The 17,369-nt window shown below is 39.4% G+C and carries 15 protein-coding genes and 1 pseudogene; 4 read left to right on the top strand and 12 right to left on the bottom strand.

All coding sequences use genetic code 11. The features are described from left to right. Positions 1 to 230 precede the first annotated feature (230 nt). Both ACHWSC_RS07935 and ACHWSC_RS07940 read left to right on the top strand, forming a co-directional pair. Positions 231 to 5,243, top strand: a complete 5,013-nt coding sequence (locus ACHWSC_RS07935) for a DUF5724 domain-containing protein (RefSeq protein ID WP_394676394.1) — start codon at positions 231 to 233, stop codon at positions 5,241 to 5,243. Positions 5,244 to 5,316: 73 nt separating this feature from the next. Beyond that, positions 5,317 to 5,730: a hypothetical protein gene (locus tag ACHWSC_RS07940; protein WP_394676395.1), complete on the top strand. Its 414-nt coding sequence runs from the start codon at positions 5,317 to 5,319 to the stop codon at positions 5,728 to 5,730. Positions 5,731 to 5,848: 118 nt separating this feature from the next. Here ACHWSC_RS07940 and ACHWSC_RS07945 read toward each other — a convergent pair whose 3' ends face one another. From ACHWSC_RS07945 to ACHWSC_RS07960, 4 genes and pseudogenes are all read right to left on the bottom strand, one after another. After that, complete coding sequence (locus ACHWSC_RS07945) at positions 5,849 to 6,295, bottom strand: nuclear transport factor 2 family protein (protein ID WP_394676396.1); 447 nt, start codon at positions 6,293 to 6,295, stop codon at positions 5,849 to 5,851. 172 nt (positions 6,296 to 6,467) lie between these two features. Beyond that, positions 6,468 to 6,812: a hypothetical protein gene (locus tag ACHWSC_RS07950; protein WP_259255058.1), complete on the bottom strand. Its 345-nt coding sequence runs from the start codon at positions 6,810 to 6,812 to the stop codon at positions 6,468 to 6,470. 356 nt (positions 6,813 to 7,168) lie between these two features. Beyond that, positions 7,169 to 8,090, bottom strand: a pseudogene (locus ACHWSC_RS07955) (nucleotidyl transferase AbiEii/AbiGii toxin family protein). After that, a complete protein-coding gene (locus ACHWSC_RS07960) occupies positions 8,083 to 8,877 on the bottom strand; it encodes a type IV toxin-antitoxin system AbiEi family antitoxin (protein WP_153846609.1) in 795 nt (264 codons plus the stop codon). Before ACHWSC_RS07960 ends, ACHWSC_RS07955 begins: the two are co-directional and overlap by 8 nt. Before the next feature lie 742 nt (positions 8,878 to 9,619). Here ACHWSC_RS07960 and ACHWSC_RS07965 point away from each other — a divergent pair. After that, entirely contained in the window at positions 9,620 to 9,847 is a 228-nt protein-coding gene (locus ACHWSC_RS07965; RefSeq protein WP_070570510.1) for a hypothetical protein, read from the top strand. Next, a complete protein-coding gene (gene yidD / locus ACHWSC_RS07970; RefSeq protein ID WP_070570512.1) occupies positions 9,844 to 10,122 on the top strand; it encodes a membrane protein insertion efficiency factor YidD in 279 nt (92 codons plus the stop codon). Before ACHWSC_RS07965 ends, yidD begins: the two co-directional genes overlap by 4 nt. A 199-nt stretch (positions 10,123 to 10,321) precedes the next feature. On the opposite strand, the gene ACHWSC_RS07975 is transcribed toward yidD, so the two are convergent. From ACHWSC_RS07975 to ACHWSC_RS08010, 8 genes are all read right to left on the bottom strand, one after another. Next, entirely contained in the window at positions 10,322 to 10,762 is a 441-nt protein-coding gene (locus ACHWSC_RS07975; RefSeq protein WP_394676397.1) for a hypothetical protein, read from the bottom strand. Positions 10,763 to 10,773: 11 nt separating this feature from the next. Further along, a complete protein-coding gene (locus ACHWSC_RS07980) occupies positions 10,774 to 11,331 on the bottom strand; it encodes a hypothetical protein (protein ID WP_394676398.1) in 558 nt (185 codons plus the stop codon). 47 nt (positions 11,332 to 11,378) lie between these two features. Next, a complete protein-coding gene (locus tag ACHWSC_RS07985; protein WP_121127211.1) occupies positions 11,379 to 11,615 on the bottom strand; it encodes a hypothetical protein in 237 nt (78 codons plus the stop codon). Between the two features lie 66 nt (positions 11,616 to 11,681). Continuing rightward, positions 11,682 to 12,269: a thermonuclease family protein gene (locus ACHWSC_RS07990; protein ID WP_394676399.1), complete on the bottom strand. Its 588-nt coding sequence runs from the start codon at positions 12,267 to 12,269 to the stop codon at positions 11,682 to 11,684. Next, positions 12,269 to 13,306 carry a TerC/Alx family metal homeostasis membrane protein gene (locus ACHWSC_RS07995; protein WP_394676400.1) on the bottom strand — a complete coding sequence of 346 codons (1,038 nt, stop codon included), beginning with the start codon at positions 13,304 to 13,306 and terminating at the stop codon, positions 12,269 to 12,271. The genes ACHWSC_RS07990 and ACHWSC_RS07995 overlap by 1 nt, the downstream gene beginning before the upstream one ends. A gap of 9 nt (positions 13,307 to 13,315) precedes the next feature. Beyond that, complete coding sequence (locus tag ACHWSC_RS08000) at positions 13,316 to 14,827, bottom strand: helix-hairpin-helix domain-containing protein (protein WP_394676401.1); 1,512 nt, start codon at positions 14,825 to 14,827, stop codon at positions 13,316 to 13,318. Between the two features lie 3 nt (positions 14,828 to 14,830). Then, entirely contained in the window at positions 14,831 to 16,315 is a 1,485-nt protein-coding gene (locus ACHWSC_RS08005) for a PP2C family serine/threonine-protein phosphatase (protein WP_394676402.1), read from the bottom strand. A gap of 2 nt (positions 16,316 to 16,317) precedes the next feature. Further along, a complete protein-coding gene (locus ACHWSC_RS08010) occupies positions 16,318 to 17,361 on the bottom strand; it encodes a TerY-C metal binding domain-containing protein (protein ID WP_394676403.1) in 1,044 nt (347 codons plus the stop codon). Positions 17,362 to 17,369: the final 8 nt, after the last annotated feature.

A 17,369-nucleotide genomic window follows, 5' to 3' on the forward strand; every position in this document is an offset into this window, starting at 1 on the left:
TTTCATAATGTCTTTATTTTATAGTGTTAGTTCTGTTGTTCTTATTTGTTGACTCAAAACTACAACACAATACGCTCCTAGCCTATCGGCATTAGACTAACGATCGGGAAAACTCGGTGAGTGGCGGAAATAGGTAGGTAAGAAGTTTGTGCTTTTTTGTTCAACATCAAATAACTATTTTAGAAGGAGAATAGTGCGCTTATATTATTAATGTAACTTTAGTATTTTTTATGATTTCTTCTGACAAAGCGAAAGACTTTATTCAAAAGCATGAACGTATTTCAATAACAAAAAGTCAACTCAACCAATTTTCTGAACCCTATAAAACTTTGGGTCTTATTATTATCAATCAATTGGTAAGAGATTATTCCGAGCATTTTGCCACACTCAAAGCTTACCAAAAGCAATTTGGAACTGATGCATCTATAAACCCCTGGAATAATGAAGAAGGACTTAAATTAGCTAAGCTATTATTTGGTCAGGTACTAGCTCCTTATATTGCACGGATATGGAATTTACTCAGCGACTTGCCCTTTCAGGAAGGCTACAGCAGACGGCCATTCCGTATAGATCCAACAGTGAGCTATACCCAGGCAAAACTCCATATTTTACAAGCGGTCTACACTGGTGGGGCTTCGGGATTCAATTCAATGGATATTACTGACCAGTTAAAATATGATGTTTATCAAAATGTTGCCTATAAAGGGATATTTTATTCCATCATTGTGGAAGAAAACCTCCCAACATACTATCCTATACTCGAAGAAATATTTATCGGAGAGGATGAAATCGGTGGCGTTTCTAAAGAACTGATCAGAGGACTACTTTTGACGGATAATAAAGCATGTCACCTCCTGGTTGAAAAGTTGCTACTGGCAGCGCAACAGCAGGAAGGATTGAGGCAGACTATTCTCGAAACTCTTGACTACACCTCTATAGCTGCATTAAAACACTTCATCAAAGTGATATTGGATCACGACCTATCGCGTTTTTCGGCTGTGGTCAGAGCGGTAGATACCTGGTTTGGGTTTGGTTGGGATGCGCCTAAAAAGAATACGATTACCCGCGTTCTTCAACTGTCGCTTGATTTTTTTGAACGGCCTGATCAAGTTGAGGCCGCACTAAAGAGCGAAGATTACCTCGAACTCTACGTAGCACTGTGGAGCCTTGGGATTAAAGATGTCAACATTGCCAATCATGCAGCTTTCGAGCTGGTGTTTGCAGCAGATACTCCGCTGGTCAAAAAGATCATCTGTTTGTATTTTATTCAACAAACCCAGTGGTCAGATACGGAACTAATAAGTTATGCTGAAGAGCATTCTGGCGAAAATATCGAGCTCGATTATTGGATATCGCCCCTCTTGCTCCCTCACGCTCTTTCGGACAAACTCTTCGACAAGATCGTACAATCAGCCTCTTCTGTTCCGACTGTAGGCAAAACGTTTTCAGAAAGAGGATTCCCCTGGTTATCTTACACCATCAAACCTGACCATTTTTATAACGTAATTATTGAATACGGTCAGCCTCAACAATTCATCAAATTATCGGCTAATCTGAGCGCAGTTCCTTCGGGTTCACGCGAGAAATTGATGCGTAAACTGTTTCCCGATTATCTTGCGTATAGCTACTCCTCGCAATATGATCAAAATCAAACAGAAGATAAACTGCAGCTCGAAGAAAATGATTGGCAACGGCAGGTTATACGTCAGGCTATAGTGGACCGCAATACCACGGTTGCTGCGACCGGACTAAAACTAATGCGCGCAACCGAGCTTTTTGCCGATGATATTGCTCAGCTTGAACTTATACTGTCCAGAAAAGGAAAAGATCAACGTAAGGCTACCATCCAATTGTTGATCCTTCAAAAAGACGAAACGCTAAAAGATGTAATTCTGCGACTTATCAGCTCCAGCAATATCGATCAGCGACTGGCGGCATTGGAAATATTAACAATCCTTCATAAACGTGAATCATGGGGATCATTTGTAAAAGAACAAAGCGAAAACTACCACCTAAGAAAACTCAATAGAAATGAAGAAGTATTTCTCGAAAAATTAAATACGGCTTCGGGAACACCACAAAACGGATTACTGAACGGTTTCGGAGCCATTGATTACGCCAAGCTCACGGATTTCAAAATTCCGGAGATTCAATTTCTAAGACCGAAGAAAAAGCTGCTCTCTTTTAGGCAAAATCGTTTTCTATTTCAAAACCTCATCAATGTGGATAAGGTGACTAACGCCATTAACCATCTGTTCGATTTATTTGACCGTAATAGAAAATATGAATACAGCTTCGAAGGGTATCAGGGATCACAGGAAACAACTTTACTTGAAAATAGCCTCCAGGGATTAAAGCGTCTTGACCAGGATGCCACAGATGAACAAAGGCTGGACAACCTACCATTGGCACATGTCTGGAAGGAATGGTATAAACAAGCTGAATTAAACGACTTTGAGATCCATGCAGCAATACGCTATTTATATGGGCGTTACCATGACGATAACCAGCACGAAGGGCTTAAAGAATTTAAAGAAATATACCTACCCGAATTTAAATCGATTAAAACCGAAAAGGCAGAGTACTTTTATTTCAGTGATTCAGAAAAAATTACCAGAATTCTGAATCGTATTGCAGCTGTATCTGTAGACAGGTCTACATGGGCCGCATACAAATTGGATATTTTGGAAGATGCCCTAGCTGATTTCCCTGACGATTTAAAAAAGCAAAATTTCAAAAATCAGCACCATTTCTATAGTCCCGATATGTATTGGACGGACCTGATCCGTACACTTTTTTATCAAATTGACGACGGGGACTATCGTTATTATTCTAGTGATCAGCTATTCCGATTATATCAATTGGATCTCTATATCCTGGCCCAACAGTTAGCAACAGACAAGTCTATAGCCAGCATCGGAGAACTGATCCCCTACCTAGCAAAAGCATCGGAAGGAGAGCACTTGAACAAAAGAAATATTCCGGATTTTAAATTAATCTTTACATTATATCAACAGCAACAGATCAATTCGGATGATTTACTCTTCTTATCGTTAATTGACAGGGACCTATTTTTCATTTTGGATGGCGGACAGAATTACCACACAAATCGCTTAAAGGACTTTACCATTCCTGAAATAAATCAGTCATTGAAAAAAAATATGCTTGATCTTGAGCTTCACCGTGGAGATATACCGACCGAAGCCTCGCCATTTATTGGTAAAATTCAGACTGTAGAAGGTATGGCTTATTTTTTTGATGTCATCCAGCGTATGGGGAAAGACAATTTTAATCGCGGGTATAGTTATGGTATTGATGTCTCAAAGAAGCAGACCTTTAGCCATATTCTCAAAAAGAGCATCCCAACCGAAGAAGAGGAATATGGTGAGTTCGCGGCACTGTTAAAGAAAACTAAAATTGAGAAGAAAAGATTGATCGAAGTTTCCTGCTATGCAACACAATGGGCCAATTGGCTCGGTGATTATATGCATATACCAAGTCTGGAAGAAGCTGTATGGTGGTTTCTGGCACACACAACGGACTACATGGACGCTGAAAAAGAAACGATACTGTCGCGTTATTCCAATATACCTAGACACGATTTTCAAAAAGGAGCTATTGACATTGATTGGTTCCACCGCGTTTATGCGCACCTGGGCAAATCCAATTGGAAAACTGTCCATGAATCGGCCAAATACCTGTCTGACGGAATGGGTTATAGAAGGGTGAAAATATATTCTTCAGTATTGCTCGGTGAAACAAAATTGACCGAAACAATTCAAAAAATCAACGAAAAAAGAGACAAAGACTACGTAATGGCTCTTGGTCTCGTACCAATATCGAAAGCGAATCCAGAATCGGATCTGCTTAAAAGATACAACCTCCTGCAAACATTCCTGAAGGAGAGTAAACAATTCGGAGCCCAGCGTCAGGAAAGTGAAAAGAATGCTGTGGAAATAGGATTGGACAATCTTGCACGGAATGCGGGTTTTCAGGACAGTGTACGATTTACCTGGGCCATGGAAAGAAAAGCGACACAGGAAATCCTCAAAAATTCAGTCCTTGAAATTGACGATCTGCAGGTACAACTCCATGTTGATAATGAGGGAAAAACAGAATTGTTATTATCCAGAAACGGAAAATCAATTAAGAGTCTGCCCGATAAATATAAAAAGAACAAAGAAATTGAAGCCTTAAAACAAGGGAAGTCTTATCTCACCAAACAGTTTTCCAGAACGAAATTAGCGCTGGAAAACTCGATGTTACGACGTGATGAATACGCGCTAAAGGAATTGGAACAAATCATGGAGCACCCGATTGTCAACGCCATGTTGAGCAAATTGGTACTTTATGTACCAAGTACCCAGGAATCGGGTTTCTGGAATGATGGTAGGCTGATCAATGCAGACGGAAAAATTGTTACGCTAAAAGAAGATGACAAACTGGTCATTGCGCATCCCTATGATTTATTTGAAGCAGTACAATGGGATCTATATCAACGTCATCTATTCAGCACTGCCATCCAACAACCTTTTAAGCAAGTATTTAGAGAGTTATACATTCCAACTTCAGATGAGATTGAACAGTTAACCCGTTCGTCACGTTATCAAGGTCATCAGATTCAGCCTCAAAAAACAATTGCTTTATTGCGCGGCAGAGGTTGGACAGTCAGTTATGAAGAGGGGCTACAGAAAGTTTTCCATAAGGAAGGTTATCTGGTTACCATGTACGCCATGGCCGATTGGTATACTCCTTCGGATGTAGAGGCACCTACGTTGGAACTCGTCTGTTTCCACGCGATAAAGAATAATGAGCTTGTTCCGATCCCTGCAATAGATCCAGTTATTTTTTCGGAGGTCATGCGGGATATTGATCTGATCGTCAGTGTGGCACATGTTGGTGAGGTGGACCCCGAAGCAAGTCACAGCAGCTTGCAGATGCGAGGGGTGCTAGCACGGGAGAGCGCGCTATTATTCGGATTAAAAAATGTCGAAGTGAAAGAACGTCATATTCTGATCAAGGGCGAACTTGGCGATTATTCCATTCATCTGGGAAGTGGAATGGTAAGCAAAAATGGTCGACAGCTTGCGATTATTCCCGTGCATAGTCAACATCGCGGAAGAGTATTTTTACCTTTTGTTGATGACGATCCAAAGTCGGCCGAAATCATCAGTAAAATGAGGTACCTGGCTCAAGATAACCAGATTAAGGATCCGACTATATTAGCCCAGATCAACGCATAATTCGGGTATGGATATTCATATGAAAAGTAAACCATTGAATATCCATACTTTTATCTTATACCATCAATAGCAAATGCGACTAATTATACAGTTAAAGCGATTAGGAAAGAAAAAAGTACATCACATCCCATTTCAGCTCTCTTCTGTACCGAAAACACTGCAATCACTCATTGCTGCTTGTGTCACTACAGAGGTGGAAAAATATAACCAAAAACGACAGAAAATGGAGCTGGCGACATTCCTTAATCCACAGCAGATTCAAGAACAAGCCGAGCAAGGAAAAATAGCTTTTGGAGAAATTCACAACTTGACATTGATAGATGTCGATAAAGCTATTTCTACTGCGCTATTGGCGCATAAAGACGGTTTGTATGTGATATTTGTCGATGGTACAGAGATCAAACAGCTTACAGATCCTGTCGAGATAAATGAAAAATCTGAGATTGCTATCATTAGATTAACATTTCTTGTGGGAAGATTGGCGTAAGTCAATTTTTCAGATACAGAAACAAAAAAGCCACATCTCACGACGTGGCCTTAATAAACATATGATTCACTAGTGGTTTGTAGTCTGCCTGAGCTGACAAACCACTAGTTATTAGATACTATTTATACGAATTGATTGATTTGGATACTTTCCAGTCATTCCCCACATGCTCCAAGGTAACTAAATCTGTTTTGGTGAAGTTTTCAAACTTTAGAGTCACTTTCGCTACCATATAATCAGCTGATTCTTCTAAAATATCGGTGCTTACTGTACAGTTTAGCTTTTCGCCTTTTTGTTTTTTCAAGGATTTAACCACTTCGCTACGGCTATTAGACTGCGCATTTGTTGCTTGGATCTTTTGATTAAAATCAGATGCGAATAACTGCTCTACTCCTGCTGACTCGCCCTCCGTAGTTACCGCCACATAGTGCTCTAGAGCGAAGTCTGCTGTGGAAAGGTTAACGTTTACTTTTGTTGCTTTTGCTCCAGGTCCTTCAGCTGCCATAGCGAAAGTTGATACCGCGATTAGTGCTGCTGCTGCGAATGTTTTTACTAGTGTTCTCATAATGTCTTTATTTTATTGTGTTAGTTCTGTTGTTCTTATTTGTTGACTCAAAACTACAACACAATACGCTCCTAGCCTATCGACATTAGACTAACGATCGGAAAAACTCGGTGAATGGTGGGAATAGGGAGGTGAATTTTATTTTAGCAATTTAAAAATAACCAAGTTCCTATTAAAAGAAAAAATAAACGCCAGTTTGCCTTTTCACAGCTTCTTCAAACAGGCAAATAATTTCTTCCATAAGCTCCTGAATACGATCATCTTTTAACCTTACATTTTTTAAATATTTTAACCCTTCCTCCAGCTGTTGCTTATTCGTAATAGCATCGTCTTCAAAATCATCTATTAAACAGCCTAGCATATTATTCAAATCTGAAAATACACCAAAAGCATCTAATTGATAAAATTGCGACTCTGAGAGAACTAACTGGATCAAATGATGATCTCCAGCTTCATTAAAATCCAATAACTCTTCTGCCCTTTTGTCTTTTGGCGTAACGATATAACGATTTTTCATATAACAGTAATCCTACGGTTGAAATGCTGTGTGCTTTTACAATACTTTATTGAGACAGCTGCCGTCATATCAAGTTATCAAAAAAAATTACTCCAATAAAACTATTTCAAATTGACTGTTGTTCTTACAATACAAACCGGCTACAAGCTACCTTTCGAAAGAAAGGTTCAACATAAAAATTGGCGTCGTACAGTGAAAATCCAATAGTCTTTAAAAGCATTGGATGACGAAACAAAAAAGAGGAAACGATAGGAAACATAAAAATTATTGTACAAATAAACGCTAACAGAAAGGGTCTGATGGAAATCAGGCCCTTTTGACGTAAAAAAGCCATATCTCTCCTATTCAGCTTGACTTTAAGGATATAGGACAGCTTCTAGATTTTTGTAAGCGGTAACGTGTTTATTCTCTGACATTTTATTTAAATTGATTAATCTCCATTTCACTGAAGGAAGTTCCGAGACTAAAGCTGCGTCCAATCCTAAGAGTGCCCAATCAGGTGTCTTATTTTTGACAGAGAGTAAAAATTTACGTTCACTATCAGTCATCTCCTTGTTGATATCTGCAATCAGTTTCTCCCGTACAGAAAGTAGCTCCTCTAAAGAAACTTCAATTTCTGCCATTTGCGCAAACTCCATTTCATATATACCTGAGATATCTTTTCGGTTTGGATTAAGCAGTTCTGCCATCGGTCGAAAATGACTTATTAAAAATACAAGAAATGTTTTTCGTAATTCTTCCGTTAATCCTTCATTTTCGTATAACTGTTTTACATCAAACAAATCACGGGGATGTTGACGATCTAGGGCAGCGCAAAGTTTACCAGCATACAGATCTGGGTGTGATGCAACTAGCATTTCAGCATAACCAAATTCTTTTTCAACCTGCGGTCGCACTTCCATTCTGACAGCTGGGAAAAGGCTTCCACGTATAACAGGAGATAGTTCTATTTTAACACGAACATCATTAAGTGAAACTATTATTCGTAAAGAATTATCCTGTTGTAGTGTTGTATTTTGAACTTGGGCACCTGCAATCGATTTCTTTATGGAATCTGTTATTCTCGCTAATGCAGCTCTGATATTTTCAAGATAGGCGTCGCGATCCTCCATTGGCAGATACAACAAATCGATGTCTACGGAAAGCCTTGGCAAATCTCTATAAAAACAAATTAATAGCCGTACCGCCTTTAAGTGCAAAACAGTCTTCTTTATCGATTATAGGTAACAATCGGATCAATAAACGGACCTGCTCGGCATATTCTTCTTTCTTACTCATAAAAATCAGGAACAGTTATTTTATATTTCTTATTTAGTTTCCCACCTGTGACGATCACACGATTACCAGATCCAAAATCTATTTTCTCAGATTGAAGTTTTGTAAACCAGGTATGATTTTGACGCTCGGCAAGGTAAAAGAAAAGCCTGCGAACTTTGATATTTGTGCACAGTTCCAATAATCTTTGGAGTGTCCTAGGAGAAAGCGTATTTAATCCTTGCATTAATTCATCCGCATGTTCAAATGATATATTTTGGGGAACTTGATTCATCACTTCCAAAATAGCTCTTTCAGGAATGGATATACGTAAGCCTTCCTTTGTATTTTTCCAACTGAAAGCTCTAGTAAACTCAAGTAATGCTAGCGGCCTTTCATCTTCAAAACTATTACCAAATAAATAGCCAGAACTATGCTTAAGAAATTTGATCCCTGTTGTAAGGTTATTTATCCATATGGGAAGATTATCCCGGCCATATAAATGAATCAAGCGTTGATTAGACATCGGGAGATAATGGGTCAGTTTCTGAAGTTCTAAAGCCGATAGGCCTCCAATGGTTAGATCTGTATCTAGCTGTTTCTGCAGGAAATAGACAATATCCCCCCATTCCACTTCTGCCCCTTCACGTTTATATACTCCATTTTTCACAGTTTCCAATAGTCGACTCTTCAATAAATTATCGATCGCATGGCCTGTGAGATCATTCTGCTGTAGCCAAGATCTGGTAACCAAAGCTCCCTCCGGCACTAATTTTAACACATCTTTCCTTCTCTGAGAATACATATTCATGTTTAAACTATTTAAATTTATCGGCGAAAAACGCCGATAAATCAAATATACATAAACTTATTTATTTAACAAAACTTATATTATCGGCGTTTTTCGCCGATAATAAAGAAATATATAAACAAGTAAGTCTTTTCGAAAAACAAACATAATACCGTTATTCCTGATTTTAGAGAAATGGATGTAAAAAACTCATATTGATATCATGTTATCTGAATTGACTCGCCGAGATCCTCCGCTCTACAAAAAATACACCGATCGTTGCCAGTCACCTAAGACAACCGGAGCATCGCCAATGGCCAAAATCGATCTTTTGATGCCATCGATCTCTTGCTTATCCAATTTGTTTTTCAGCCTTTGCAAGCGGACCTGATTTCGCCCGCTGGGCTTAATCAGCACCAGATCGGACACATCAAACTGCAAAGTGCCTTTGATAGGATCTTAAAACTGCTCATTGGCAAAACTCAGTGTATTAAAAATACTGATCTTGGTTCGTAAAAGCCAGTCTCCAGAGGTCAGATAAAATGCAAAAGCATTCCTCATCTTGACATGTTCTTTAATACAGTAGCTAGCCACCTGGTGCACAGGCATAACTTTTACGGGAAGCCGTAATAATCTGTAATTTTTTATTCTTAAAATTGACAATATTGTAAAATGGATTGCAACAAAACTCAAAACACATTGGTTTTCATTACTTTATAACATAACTTTAATTAAATCATTAACCCAATCAAATACTGATATTATGGAATACAAAGTAGTACCCTTTGTAGCATCGATAGACCCAAGGACAGGCACATCGGATCAAGTAGCAGAACAATTAGAAAACCTGATTAATCAGGGTGCATCAGGAGGATGGAACTATGTAAGACTAGAAAGCGTCACAACTTATGTACATGCCGAAAATGGTTGCTTTAATAATAAACCTGGATATACGACGGCAAGACAGATGGTGGTATTTTCAAGGCCATGAAGTCTCTCCTATTGACCGCGATCCGGTTGTATTGGTTGATCATCCCACCGGAAAGAAGACGTAAGTGTATATTTAGGCATAGCTGCTCTAAATATGTATTTGACGTAACTAAACATAAAGGCTTTAGGGCAGGTAGGAAAGCATTGCTTTCACGCATGAGAACCTGTAATGGTCACTTTGACATAATCACAGATTATAAAAGTGGTGAGCGGATGATGTACCTGAAAGGCGGTGTAGTGGTTGGCGAGGCGGAGATCGCGGAGAGGTTGTTGTAAATAGTTTAGGGATGGAACTTAAAAAGCATACCTATCTATATTTTTGCGAACTAAATCAATACAAAAAGCCGAAGATAACTGAGAAAGTCATATACACTGTAAACAATAATCTGTTAAACCTATCCGAATGTAGGTAATTGGCTTTTTAAAGGTTGTTCAATAAGGCTTGATTGAACAACCTTTATTCAGTCCTGAATCTTTATTTATGCTGCCAGCACCTTCCCCCACCTGACACTTTTCGCTGACACGGTCCTCCTTTTTGGGTTGGAGCACCACAGATGCTCGAAACAGGTTTAGTTGATCCCGAACTTTTTACGATATGTCTAACAGTAACACTGGAATTGCCTGACTTCGAAACCAACCGCTTACCGTCTTTTATAATATGAGCAGACACAGTATTCGAATTCGATTGTCGCGCAGTGACGGTCACTTTCATCTCTGTGAATACCGAGCGTGGAAAATCTTTCTTCCATGTTCCTTTATGACCATTCACATAAACCGTAGTCCCTAGATCATCAACATAGTTAATGTCACATTCATCACATTCTGTTTCATAACCATATGTATCGTATTCCGATTCAGCTTTTTTACAGGCCATAGATAAAAATGAAATAAGAAATAACAATAGATACTTTTTCATAACACAGCTGATTAATAGTTAATGACGGTTTCCACGATCTGCTCTGAATATTTGTAGATATCATCCAATGAATCTAGATCATATTTAGCCTCCTTTTTGTCTTTGTCAAACAACCCGATACGCAGGCGATTGGGCGTAAAATAGAATCGACAGATCGGTTTGCGATTGTTATCATCTAGTAAGATACCGCAGTAGGACTGATTATCACGCATAAATATGCGACCTACCTCGATCTCTTTACGCAAAATAGATTTAATGATCAGGTATCCCTCAATCTCTTCTTCAGTTGTGACAATCAGTGCCTCAGGTTCTACTGGAGCTATAGTAGTATTCTTTTCTTCGGCTTCGGTTTCTTTTTTGAGTGCGCTTTTTAGTCTTTCGGCGATCTGGTCGTTCACAATCTGTGTAAACACCCGTTTTACCAATGGCGTAAACTGTTCCAAAACCTTTGCTGTAACAACACTTGGATAGGCTTGCTTCGCAAAAAAACGAACGAAATCGTCGCTTGGGTTTTGCATCTCGCCCATTGCTAAAATAGTCAACTCGTTTTGCGAACTGACGAATCTCATCTTTAGAATCCATAATAAAATAGTTTTGTTAGCAATAAGTGGTTTCTTTAATCTTCCCAACCGCAAAGGGTTTTACCTTCTTTTTGTGCTTGCTCCCGTGTTGTCTTGATGGTTTTGGCACTGCACGACTTTAATCCTCTACAGTTTTCATTGAGGTGATATCGCTTCCCTTTGCCACTACCACAAACGTATACTGTATTCTTATCTGAACTTTCTTTCACTAGCGAAGCTGTGGTACCATCAAACCGCAAGAGGATAATAAATAATAGGCTTATCAATTTCATAATACATCAAAAATAATCGGATCAGCGCATCTTATTTTACGGTTTCCCGTAGTGACACATTTTACTTTAATAAGCCCATACACCCTTCTTACTTTCTCTTGCCTCATGCTGAAGCTTTACAAACAGGTTTGTATGCTTCACATTAGGAGGATAGGTATCTACAACAGCAAATCCGCTTTTCACTAAATCAGCATTCAGAAAAGTTCCATCCTGCAAATAGATGTAGGCCAGCAACCGATGATATCGGTCCTTTTTCTGAACATCAAATTCAAGCTTAACCCACTTATTTTCGGTTAGCTGTCGCACATATTCTTTTGCTTCCTTTGCATATGGTCCCTTTAATTTTCCTCGGGAATTGCGCGTCTCTGGTGCATCAATTCCTATAAATCTGACCTTAAATTTTTCACTACCATTATTAACCCAGAAAGTATCGCCATCAATAACCTTCGTAACATAAACTTCTTTTTGTTGCCACCGGTTGATCATTGCCTCCTGAAGTGGAAGATTAGACTTCCCTTCCCTAGAGGCACTAATAAAATTTTGTTGAGTGACCTCAGTCGGCTGTTCACTTCCGCAATTAATAAATAAAGGTAATATGAAAAAGATGGCAACCAGTATTTGCCATCTTTTTCTGACTCTGGCTAGCTTTTTCATTATACCGAGATCTTTTCATCTGCTCCCTTTTCAGGAAATAGTATGGATACCAAAACAGATAAAATAAGAATTCCCCCTACAATGCCCAAAGAAACTGGTGAAGGGATATGATACCAAGGCGAGATGATCATTTTGACACCAATGAACGTTAAGATTACCGAGAGCCCGTAAGGAAGTTTGCTGAACATATGGATAAAATTGGACAGTAGAAAATAGAGCGACCGAAGTCCAAGTATGGCAAAGATGTTGGATGTGTAAAGAATAAAGGGATCCTTCGAAATAGCAAAAATAGCAGGGATAGAGTCGACCGCAAATAACACATCTGTAAATTCAATTACGGCAACAACAACCAAAAGCGGGGTTGCAAGTTTCATCCCGTTCTGAACAGTAAAAAACTTTCCTTGATCATAATTATCAGATACCTTCCAGAATTTCTTCACCAATCGCGCACCTGCTGTTTCGCTAAAATCCTCATCTTCATCGTCATCACCACTTCCCCAAGATTTGATCCCTGCAAAAACTAGAAACAAACCAAAGGCTGTCAACACAAGATTGATATTCCAAGGTAGAGCGGTCACACCAAAGAAATCTAGTATCGGATTAAGATATGTTACATTAATTAGGCCTACGCCTGCAAAGATGAAGATCGCCCGAAAGAGCAATGCGCCCAAAATCCCCCAGAAGAGTACTTTGTGATGTAATTCACGTGGCACTTTGAAGTAAGAAAATACCAAGATAAACACAAATAAATTATCTACTGACAAGGCTTTTTCTATCCAGTAAGCTGCCTGGAACTGGGTAAACTTTTCTATTGCAGTAGCATGCCCTCCAGCATCCTGATTAAATACATAATAGACAACACCGGAGAAAATCATTGCCAACGAAATCCAAACCACTGTCCATATAGTCGCTTCTTTGGAAGAAACAATATGGCTCTTTTTGTTGAAAACACCCAAATCCAGTAACAGCATGATAATGACTGTCAACCCAAATCCCCAAATTAGACCAGGATGTAATTGTAAAATACTTTGTTCCATTTTTATAAATTATTGATTAGTTAGCGTGATAAATAATAACCTTCCACCCTCCTCATTGGACAGTAAAATCTTTTTGCCGTCAGTCAATTCAACCATTGAATTAATTGGTACATCTTTTTGCTCAGTCAGGTCCTTCATCCCCTGCAGGTTTTGGTTGACTAGCATCCATTTATTTTGGTAATAGGTGAAATACCCAACTGGTTTCTTATCCTCAGCGATAAGGCTTTCATTCCGTATCACTTTACGGGATACATGCCATTTGAAAAGATATTGATTGTGATAGACCATTAGCCGATGTCCTTCGGGTTTCCATACAGTATCTTTAAATTTAAAATAGAGATCGATGACGGGAAGGCTTCCTTTGTGCGCTGTACCACAAAATGGACAGATAGGTTTGGTAGAATTGTCAAATACGTACCACTTCTCATCACATTGTGGATTATTGCACGGCTGAATAAGGTCTACTGTTTTCAATAACGCAGTCTCCCACTCGTTGGCAATGGGACGCAACATAGGGTTGTGCAGGCCATCGATAAAAGCCCGTTTAAACAGATCGGCCAGATAAGGTCCCGTTTTGGTGTAGGAAAGCTTATTAGGATTTCCCCAGAAGGATTCCCATTTTCTCAGCTGATCGGTCTTAACAGCATTCATTCGATCAGTAGGATGCTCAACAAACAGGGCTTTTTCTCCCATCGCCATTAGTTCATCTTTTTCGGCATCAAGATCCCAAATCTTACCACCCCGCAGTGGGTGCCGTCGCAACAGATACATATAAATCAGCACTGCCAGGGCATGAAGATCTGTCTTCTGATTAGGCAGTACCCGATCGGGATCATTAAGTTTAAGGTGTTTGGTCTTTAATACCTCTGGGGCAATAAAATCGGCTGTACCAATCACCTCAGGAGGGTACAATCCTGGGACAACCAAACCATCCAAATCAATGATATTGGCAGACTTACTAACAGGATCAATAAGCACATTATTATAGGATAGATCTGAATGGGCAAGCCCCATTTGATGCATTTTCTTGACGCCCCGACAAATATTAATAGCAATTTGAAAATAACTTAGCCAATCGCCTAATTCGGACTTATCCAAGGCGAGCGGATATTGTTGATGCCGAAAGGATGGTGCAGTAAACCACTTTCCAACTTTCTCCCCTCCTTTTATCATCGAATTGGCACCATAACCCTTTGCAAAGAAAAATTTGGTATCATAGATAGGTACAATGACGCCTGTCTTGCCATCCTGTTCTACCGCATCATAAGGCCAGCGGTAGATTTCCTGCAAGAAATAATCACCTGCACTACCATTCTTAATATTGTCTAAATATAACGTGACAATACGCTTTATCCGATCCCGCTGATTGAAGTCAAGGGTGTTTCGAAAAAAAGCAACCACGTACTTTCTATTGGGTGCGAAATAGACATCCTTAACACCACCTTGTTTGGGACTGCCGTCATCTATATACTTGTAAGTACGAGACGGATCAATAATGGATTTTATAGTTATCGTCTTCATCTGTTAATAGATTATGGCTAGTGTTCTATCGTCGTGGTTACCTTTACTCCAGAAGTCAAGCCAGGTCAATAACTGATCCTTAATATGTTCATCTGTCAGAAAATCTACCTTTGCACCGTCTTCATTTTGCCCACCTAGATCTTGTAGAAACGTATTCCAAGTTTCTTTATCTTCGAGTTTGTTTTCTGTTATAAATTTGGCATCATAGATCCCATCTGTCATCAACATCAATTTTGAAAAATCATCAAATCTATTGATCGCAAATCGTAATGGCATATCAGTGTGACTGAAAATCTCTGGCATAGTAATGAAACGGGTTCCTCCACCAAACTCACCGATATCGAGCAGATTGAGTAAATGTACTTCCTGTAGATCGTCTATAATAACATTGATCGGGCAATCGCCGACACCAAATGTCAGGACCACGTAGCCAAAATCATTTTTTTTGACAAGCGCAAAAATCAATGTGGTATTGAGATCCTTCAATAGAATATCTTCCTCTTTGGCAAACTCCACTAGCTTTGCATGTACATCGCGAACAGATTTGTAAAGGATATTGATGATCGAAGATTTGACCTTGAGCAGGCATTCTTCAGCAGTCATTTCGGCTTTAACAACCTCTTCAATTGGCTCATTGACAATATTTGTTGTGGCCGCGGAAACAGGTTGATCATCTTTTGGTACAGGCGGAACTGCTTCAGCGGGTGTGGTAGTATAGTAAGCCAAGCATAAATCGTTTAATTCGTGTAGAAGAACCTCGTTATCGAAAGTTTTAACAAGATATTCTGTAGCTATTTTAGATCCTTGCCGGGAAAATTTAGCCGAACCAGCTCCGTCCGCAACGGCCACGACGGCCCAAGCTTCAGGCAGTGCAGACACATAAAAATGATCATCACGAAAAGAACCTTCGTGTGCATGCGAGCGTCCTCTTTGTGAGGCAACAACTATCCGCTTGTCGAGAAAGGCTCCAGCATATTTATCACTGTCCGCCTTGGCGTATAGATCATTTTGATTGCTCGGTTTATTCAGCCAAAGGTCCTTAGGATCAGCATTGACAATAAATGGGATGATCTTAATGTCTTCCGTTGGATTTTCTTCTAGAGTATTAATAAAAACCAAGTGCAAATCCATCGTAAGTGCCATGTTTGGCACTCCACAGATACTTGAAGTCTCCGGATCAAAGGTTAAACCAACTTTATCCAGATTTTTGATCTGTTGGATGCGAATATTGGGAAATTGAGCTAGGTCAAAACTATACGCATAGTGTTTTTTCGCATTAGCATTAGTAATGACCAGTTGCGCTTCTTTAAATTCTTCCTTCTCTCTATACATTTGAAATATCGCTATTATCTGCTGTTTTAATGAATTAATACCCCTTGCTAATGCATTGATCTTCGCATTGTGCATCAGTTTGGCCAGAGTATTATCAACGACCTTGTTCTGCTCTACGTTAAATTCGTCCAGCAGTTGTTTTAAAATTGTTTCCACGATTAACCTAAAGTTCTATTAATATCAAATCCGCCACCTGAGGCACCATAAAAGCCAATATTGCCACACCAAGGGCATGTATTTTCGCCATCACCTTTGATACAATGTATTCCACCACAGGAGCAGCTGGCGAGACCAAATTGGTTACCGCAACAAGGACAATTGGGATTACCATACAGCTCGTCGGTTGATACCTTCAAGTTAGAATTGTCAAGTCCAGAATAATCACGATAGGCGTTTTCATCTATTTTATAAGCTCCTTGTACACGATAAACTCGGGTAGATAAGTCCATGATACCTGAATCTTCCATATCACGCCTAAATTTGATCAGATATGACTTATCGGTATTTGAACATTTTGCATTAACCACGACAAAATTATCATCCACGATCTGATGCATTCTAACTGTATCAACTTTCTCAATCACCTCAGGAGTGCTTTTCGCTAAATTTATTGTATCAGTATTACTATTGGTCACTTGCTCACTTGTCGCTTTGATGGAAGCTGTCACCCATTTAAAAAACTCTTTGTATGACTGCGCACCGCTATTATTAAAACGCAACACATGTGGGGTCAGTTGCTCCAGTAATCCATAGTTGGTATTATCTCCTATTGAGATCGCGATTAGATTTGCTTTGCGTTGGTATACTGTATTCCACTTTTTGATGGATTCTTCTGTATCATCTGTCGGTACACCGTCCGTAAACAAAAATATAATGGGTTTCCAATCACCTTTTCGTTCATAGGTCGTCGGCATTAACTCGTTATCAATGGAGCGCATCAGTTCTGTCAATCCACTGGACAGCGAGGTTCCACTACCAATGGGCAATTTTGGCGGATAAAAAGTGATCACATCCTGTAAGGGTGTAATGACCTTGCTTTTACCGGCAAAGCCAATGATGGATATCCATACAGTTTCGAGTGCAAAAGGATCAGTTTTGAGTGTCTGAATGACGGTACCAATACCATCTTGTACTTGTTCTATAGGTTCGCCGACCATAGATTCAGATACATCTATCAAGAAATATACAGGTAACCTTCTCATGATTAATT

This window comes from uncultured Sphingobacterium sp., from assembly GCF_964277905.1.
Lineage (GTDB): Bacteria > Bacteroidota > Bacteroidia > Sphingobacteriales > Sphingobacteriaceae > Sphingobacterium > Sphingobacterium siyangense.

Excerpts from the sequence above, each read along its gene's own strand:
- ACHWSC_RS07935 (WP_394676394.1), top strand. The coding sequence starts at position 231 with ATGATTTCTTCTGACAAAGCGAAAGACTTTATTCAAAAGCATGAACGT.
- ACHWSC_RS08010 (WP_394676403.1), bottom strand. The coding sequence starts at position 17,361 with ATGAGAAGGTTACCTGTATATTTCTTGATAGATGTATCTGAATCTATG.
- ACHWSC_RS07965 (WP_070570510.1), top strand. The coding sequence starts at position 9,620 with ATGGAATACAAAGTAGTACCCTTTGTAGCATCGATAGACCCAAGGACA.
- ACHWSC_RS07950 (WP_259255058.1), bottom strand. The coding sequence starts at position 6,812 with ATGAAAAATCGTTATATCGTTACGCCAAAAGACAAAAGGGCAGAAGAG.
- ACHWSC_RS07975 (WP_394676397.1), bottom strand. The coding sequence starts at position 10,762 with ATGAAAAAGTATCTATTGTTATTTCTTATTTCATTTTTATCTATGGCC.
- yidD (WP_070570512.1), top strand. The coding sequence starts at position 9,844 with ATGAAGTCTCTCCTATTGACCGCGATCCGGTTGTATTGGTTGATCATC.
- ACHWSC_RS07985 (WP_121127211.1), bottom strand. The coding sequence starts at position 11,615 with ATGAAATTGATAAGCCTATTATTTATTATCCTCTTGCGGTTTGATGGT.
- ACHWSC_RS07945 (WP_394676396.1), bottom strand. The coding sequence starts at position 6,295 with ATGAGAACACTAGTAAAAACATTCGCAGCAGCAGCACTAATCGCGGTA.
- ACHWSC_RS07980 (WP_394676398.1), bottom strand. The coding sequence starts at position 11,331 with ATGAGATTCGTCAGTTCGCAAAACGAGTTGACTATTTTAGCAATGGGC.
- ACHWSC_RS07990 (WP_394676399.1), bottom strand. The coding sequence starts at position 12,269 with ATGAAAAAGCTAGCCAGAGTCAGAAAAAGATGGCAAATACTGGTTGCC.
- ACHWSC_RS07940 (WP_394676395.1), top strand. The coding sequence starts at position 5,317 with ATGCGACTAATTATACAGTTAAAGCGATTAGGAAAGAAAAAAGTACAT.
- ACHWSC_RS07960 (WP_153846609.1), bottom strand. The coding sequence starts at position 8,877 with ATGAATATGTATTCTCAGAGAAGGAAAGATGTGTTAAAATTAGTGCCG.
- ACHWSC_RS08000 (WP_394676401.1), bottom strand. The coding sequence starts at position 14,827 with ATGAAGACGATAACTATAAAATCCATTATTGATCCGTCTCGTACTTAC.
- ACHWSC_RS07995 (WP_394676400.1), bottom strand. The coding sequence starts at position 13,306 with ATGGAACAAAGTATTTTACAATTACATCCTGGTCTAATTTGGGGATTT.